The sequence below is a fragment of the Nocardia sp. NPDC003693 genome, assembly GCF_053981095.1.
In genome coordinates this window covers 1-1,082 of the sequence record NZ_JBSFNO010000087.1, presented here as the reverse complement: position 1 = coordinate 1,082, position 1,082 = coordinate 1, and the positions used below count along the sequence as shown (strand labels likewise).

General features: G+C 64.3%; 1 protein-coding gene. It reads right to left on the bottom strand.

Translation table 11 applies throughout. The features are described 5' to 3' along the window. Positions 1–998 (bottom strand): DUF222 domain-containing protein (locus ACWDOP_RS38970; protein ID WP_456349090.1); only part of this gene is annotated, 998 nt, incomplete at its 3' end. Positions 999–1,082: the final 84 nt, after the last annotated feature.

Below are 1,082 nucleotides of genomic sequence, written 5' to 3'. Positions count from 1 at the left end.
ATCGTGCCACCGGTCGCGGTGGTGGCGACCCCGGCGCGCTTCTCGAGGTCGTCGATGCTCATGGTGATGATGGTCGAGACCGGAAGTCCGCGATGTGATCCGAGTTTCGTGGGTCCCATGTCCGGGCGGAAGAACGCCATCAGGGCGTCGTGGTTGCGTTGCTCGGCGTTGCGGTGATCGCGTTTGGCGGCGGCACGCAGCTTCGCGCGCAGGGCGGCGCGGGCGCGTTCTGCTGGGGTCAACGACGGGTCGTTCGCATCTGCGTCGTCGGTGTCGTCGCCGTCGTCGAGTTCGGTATCGAGACCGAGTTCAGCGGTGGTCCAAGGGCTTTCGGGATCATCGGGGTTGCATATCCCGGGGCGCCCGAATTTCTCGAACATCGGGATCATCACCGCACCCAACTGCGGGGTCAGGAAACCTGAGATCGGGTACATGCCATCGATGCCCTGATGCCCGATCTTGACGCTCCGGACCCGCTGCCGGTCCCGGTCCTCGGTCAACCGCCCGTCGGGGTCGACGTGGGCCAGGATATGCACTCCGAGCTTGGTTACACCCTTCGGATCACCCTCACGGGCAAAGTCGGTCAGGTGCCGCTCGGCACGATCTCTCGCTTCCACACCGGCAGCATCGGGTATCCGTTTCATCGCATCGTCGATGGCCTTCACATGATCGGCGGAAATCTCCCCGGCGCGTTGCGCTGCGGCTACGAGCGGCAATTTCGGCGGCCGGGTGCTCGATCCCACCGACACCGTCGACAGCAGATCAGCATTGCGAACACGGGCAGCGGCCTCGGCGTACGACAGTCGCAAAGTTTGCTGCAGGAACAGGATCGGACTCTTCACGCCGGCCTTGGAGGGCAGGCTACGTGCCCCGGCTTCGAGTGCGCACCGCTGTTTCACGGCCTCGAGTTTGCGGAAGCTGATTTCGAGCTTCTGCAGGAACTCGGTGAACTCGCCATCACCCAGTGAGTACATCGGCAATTCGAGCAGGTTCTCCACCGCGGCGGCGAGTGTGTCGCCACTCTGGCCCCGAGGACATCGTCCTGGTGCGCCCGGAGGATCTGGACGCCGGCTCGATGGAAA